Raw genomic sequence first — 4,793 nt, forward strand, 5'->3', positions numbered from 1 at the left:
GAAGCTTGTGACGCTACTGGATCTTTTTGAGCGGATCGTTCCCATATGCATAGGTACCGGAACATTGCGGCGTGAGCTGCCGCCGATATCGCTATCGCTCATACGGTTAGAGCTTCTGTGGTTATACTCACCTGGTGGCGGAGGCGGCGGTTTTATACCTCCGTGCGGAGGTGGTGGCATGCCGCCAGGAGGTGGGGGAGGAGGCGGCATCATGCCGCCGTGCCTACCATATCCTCGCGGAGGAGGTGGCGGTAAAGTGCCAGTCTCGGTGATCGTGATGCCATTGCCGTAATTTTCAACGCGTTTGTAAGTAGAGCCTCCGTAAACCGTGCGGGTGCGGGTCTTTTCGACTACGACTATATCGCGATCAGGCTGCACCGGCTGTTGCATATTAGCTCTAGGCGATATTTCAAAGCTCTTCTGCAGTTTGGCGGTATCGTAACTTGCAAAGCCGTTGATACCCTTTAGCTCATCTGCACTTGAAATTTCGCGCTTTTGGCGGTATTGCATAAGCATATCCGCCCTACCCGCATCAAGCCCACCGATCGTCATCAGCTCGTAGCGACTAGCTTCGTTTATGTTGATTTTCGCCACGGCGAGGCTCACTAAAAGAGCCAAAATCACTAAATTTTTCATGTGCGCTCCTTTGTTGGAAGTTACTGAATTCTAAACCCTCACGATAAATCTTTGATTAACACGCAAGCAAAATTTTGCTACAATTGCCTATCTTATTTCAAAGGATCAGCCGATGAACGGAATTTTGCTCCTATGCGACGAGCCTGCCGCCTACCAATCCGAGCTAAAAAAACTAGATAAAATTTTATCCATGAGCTTTCACAACGTTTTACAACTTTGCATCGCTGGCGACAATGCCCTTTTTAGCAGGAGTGAGCTTGAAAAAGCACTTGCAAACGGGCAGGATGAGCGTGTGCGAAAGGCGGCGATAGAGTGCTTTACGCAGATTTTAGAACAGTGCAATTTTGTGCTGGTTCACGGCGTAGCGGGAGCCGATCTGCGCGAGCTAAATTTACAAATCGCAAAGGATCTAAATATCCCAGTTTGCGGATTTTATCCTAACGAAATCGCCGCGCGCATCGGCGAGCGCACAATCGCTGCAGCAAAAGCGGTAAATTTCGCCAGCGTATATGAGGATAAAATTTCATTTTCCGCGCTAAGACCTGCACAAGATGGCGCAAATTCTAAAGAATCGGAGCTTTGCGGTAAAAATTCCGCCTGCGAAAAGGGCGCAAAATTTCACGACGAAAATTCCGCTTGCCAAAGCGGCGCGATAGAGCTTGATAAAGTCATTGCCGACAAAAGCTACTTCACGGACGCCGCAAACTCCACGCGCTGTGAAATTCTAACCCCATTGAAATTTGAAAGCAAGCTCTACGCCAAGGCTCGCGCGAACGTTAAAACCGTCGTACTGCCCGAAAGCGACGATGAGAGAATTCTACGCGCGGCTGCGATCATTAAGCAAAGCGGAGCTGCAAATTTAATCCTTTTAGGGCGGCAAGACGAAGTGCAAAAAAACGCAAGCAAGCTAGGGCTCGATCTAAGTGGCGTTAAAATTTTAGATCCGCAGACTGATGCGAGCTTGGAAAAATTTGTGCACGATCTTTATGAGCTTCGCAAGGCGAAGGGTATGAGCGAGGCTCAGGCGCGCGATCTCGTTCGCGATCGCACCTACTTCGGCACGATGCTCGTGTATGAAGGGCTAGCCGATGCGATGGTAAGCGGCGCAAGCACGACTACCGCGGAGACGATCCGCCCCGCACTTCAGATCATCAAGACAAAGCCCGGCATCGCGAGCGTCAGCGGCGCGTTTATAATGTGCCTGGATACACAGGCTCTGCTTTTTGCCGACTGCGCCGTAGCGCCGAGCCCGAGCGCGGAGTATCTGGCGGGTATCGCGATCTCAAGCGCCGCGACCGCAAAGGCGTTCGGGCTTGAGCCGCGCGTAGCGATGCTGAGCTACTCCAGCGGCGATAGCGGCAGCGGCGAGAGCGTGGAATTTATAAAAACTGTAACGCAAAAAGCGCGCGAAAAGGCGCCGGGGCTCACAATCGACGGACCGCTGCAATTCGACGCCGCAGTCGATGCTGCAGTCGCTAAGAAAAAAATGCCGGGCTCTTCGGTCGCAGGGCGCGCGAACGTATTTATCTTCCCTGATCTTAACTGCGGAAATATCTGTTATAAGGCCGTTCAGCGCACCGCAGGCGCCGTGGCGATCGGACCGATTTTACAAGGCTTAAAAAAGCCGGTAAACGATCTAAGCCGCGGCTGCAAGGTCGCCGATATCGTAAACACGATACTTATCAGCGCCATTCAAGCAGGAGAGAATTAATGGATATCCTAGTCATAAATTCCGGTTCGAGCTCGGTTAAATTTAAATTCCACGATATGCTAAATCACGCCTGCATCGCAAGCGGACTCATCGAGGAGATCGGCTCGACGCACGCAAGCGGAAGTATCAATTGCGCCAATGGACGAGGCATAAAGGTTGAAAACGAGCAAATTCCAAATCACGAAACCGCGATTGCGATTGCGATTGATCTTTTAAAACAAAGCGGAGTAATCAACGATCTAACTCAAGTAGGCGGCATCGGGCATAGAATAGTCCAAGGTGCGGATTATTTCGACGCTCCTGCGCTCATAGATGAAGACGTAATGGCTAAAATCGCCGAGCTTGCGCCGCTTGCACCACTACACAATCCCGCAAATTTAGCGGGCATCAAATCCTGCCTAAAAATCGCTCCTAAAATTCCAAACGTCGCGGTTTTCGATACGATCTTCCATCAAAGCATCCCGCCTTATGCGTATATGTACGCGCTGCCGTATGAATTCTACGAAAAATACAAAGTTCGTCGCTACGGCGCGCACGGCACGTCGCATTGGTTCGTCTCGACGATGGGGGCGAAATTTTTACGTAAAAAATACGAAAACTTCAACGCCATTACGCTGCATCTTGGCAACGGCTCGAGCGTGAGCGCCATAGAAAACGGCAAGTGCATCGACACCTCAATGGGGCTAACGCCGCTTGAAGGGATCATCATGGGCACCAGATGCGGCTCGATCGATCCTGCGATCATCCCATACATCGAGCGCGTCGCGGGCTACAACGCGCAGGATATGGATGTCATAATGAACAAGAAAAGCGGACTTTTGGGTATCTGCGGCGCAAGCGATCTGCGAAAGGTATATGAAAAGATGGAGGATGGCGAGCCGCGCGCAAAACTCGCGTTTGAGATGCTCGTTTACAGCGTCGTTAAGATGATCGGAGCATATTACGCCGTGCTTGGGCGCGTGGATGCTTTGATCTTTACCGGCGGTATCGGCGAGAATGCGCCGCATTTTAGGCAAAATGTCTGCGAGAGGCTCGCTCATATCGGCATCGAAATCGATGCGACAAAAAACGCAAAAAATACTGGCTCGATTAGAAATTTAAGCGCGGCGGATAGCAAAATAAAAACGCTCGTAATCCCTACCAACGAGGAACTTGCGATCGCTGAAGCTACGGTCGATACGATCAACAAAAACTCCGCGCAGATCGACTATCAGAAATACTCGGAATTTTAAATTTGATCTAGCGGGATTCCGCGGTTATTTTGCGAGCAGCAACGCCAACTTGCCTTTTTCGTTAGGCAATTAAATTTTAGGTTTTGGCTGTAAGCTTGCGTGAAATGAAAGGGCTTTCTTTATTTTAGTGGCTTTCTGGCTAAGACGATACGAGAAATTGCTACGCTACGCGCGGGTTTAAATTTTATTTGTCGCTTCCGATAAGGCTTAAATTCTTTCTCGGAAGAGGCGGAGCGGAAGGGGCTATACTTGCGAAGCGCCCTTTTACTTTGCTTCGGCTAGCAACCGCAAGCAGGTCTACCGCCCCAACCTGCATCTGCCTCACTGCGCGTTAGAGGTGGCGACGCTTTGTTTTTAAACAAAGCTTTGCTGGTTAAATTTAATAAATTTTATTTCAAATTTGACCGTAAAAATTCCAAAGCAAGTCCTCGTCGTGAAATTTTACCGAACGATAAGGCATAAAATTTTAAAATTTAGCGCAAGCCGGGTTTTGACGCGCAAATTTTATTAAAGGAGCGAACGATGAGCGATTTGCTAAATTCTCAAGGCGCGCAAGAGCAAGAGGCGCCGTATCCCGATACGAAATTTACTAAATTTTTCGGGCGACTTTACGCGGCGGTTTTTGCGCTGTTTGCGATCACAGCGCTTAGTGTATTTGCGCTACCCGAAAACATTTTAGACGTAAGCGCGGCATGCGCGGACTTCGTTGGATTTATGAAACAGTTTTTTCCAAACATCGCCGCAATCGGCAAAATAAGCCCGCATACGCAACTTGCGGAATTTTACGTCGAGGTATTGTGGATGCCTATTTTAACGGCTTTCGCGCTAAGCTGCGTGTATTATCCAATCGCCGTATTCTTATATGAAAAAGAGCTTCCCGCCGTCAAGACGCAGCTAATTATGCTTATCGGCATACCTTTTATCTATTGGCTTCTAAATAATTATTTCTACGCCGATTTTGCCGTAAACGGCATCCCACACAGAGTAGGCAGCGGACGGACGTTCCCAACTTTTGCGAGCAGAGAGAGCCTATTTGGCTGGATATCGTTTTTCACAGCCACCTCGATGTTTATGAGTATGCTTGTCGTGATTTCGCTTAGCGATATAGTCCACTGGATATATCTATCGAGAAATAAAAGCTAAATTTTATAAAATCATGGACGAATAAAATTCCGCACCAATAACTTTCAGGGTCATTTTACGAGCGCAAAGCG

The 4,793-nt window shown here is 49.0% G+C and carries 4 protein-coding genes; 3 read left to right on the top strand and 1 reads right to left on the bottom strand.

The genetic code is table 11. From position 1 onward, the window contains the following. A partial coding sequence (locus QZ176_RS10285) for a helix-hairpin-helix domain-containing protein (protein WP_295153372.1) occupies positions 1 to 636 on the bottom strand: 636 nt, incomplete at its 3' end. 112 nt (positions 637 to 748) lie between these two features. Between QZ176_RS10285 and pta the strand changes: the two genes are divergently transcribed. The 3 genes from pta to QZ176_RS10300 all read left to right on the top strand — a co-directional run bounded on the left by pta (position 749) and on the right by QZ176_RS10300 (position 4,722). After that, entirely contained in the window at positions 749 to 2,347 is a 1,599-nt protein-coding gene (gene pta / locus QZ176_RS10290) for a phosphate acetyltransferase (protein ID WP_295153374.1), read from the top strand. Then, a complete protein-coding gene (locus tag QZ176_RS10295) occupies positions 2,347 to 3,579 on the top strand; it encodes an acetate kinase (RefSeq protein WP_295153376.1) in 1,233 nt (410 codons plus the stop codon). Before pta ends, QZ176_RS10295 begins: the two co-directional genes overlap by 1 nt. A 522-nt stretch (positions 3,580 to 4,101) precedes the next feature. Further along, positions 4,102 to 4,722, top strand: coding sequence for a hypothetical protein (locus tag QZ176_RS10300; RefSeq protein ID WP_295153378.1), 621 nt, complete (start codon positions 4,102 to 4,104; stop codon positions 4,720 to 4,722). Positions 4,723 to 4,793 lie beyond the last annotated feature (71 nt).

It is taken from the genome of uncultured Campylobacter sp. (assembly GCF_905373215.1).
Taxonomy (GTDB): Bacteria; Campylobacterota; Campylobacteria; order Campylobacterales; family Campylobacteraceae; genus Campylobacter_B.

What these genes read in the sequence shown, in the direction of transcription:
- pta (WP_295153374.1), top strand. Translation starts at nt 749, where the DNA reads ATGAACGGAATTTTGCTCCTATGCGACGAGCCTGCCGCCTACCAATCC.
- QZ176_RS10295 (WP_295153376.1), top strand. Translation starts at nt 2,347, where the DNA reads ATGGATATCCTAGTCATAAATTCCGGTTCGAGCTCGGTTAAATTTAAA.
- QZ176_RS10300 (WP_295153378.1), top strand. Translation starts at nt 4,102, where the DNA reads ATGAGCGATTTGCTAAATTCTCAAGGCGCGCAAGAGCAAGAGGCGCCG.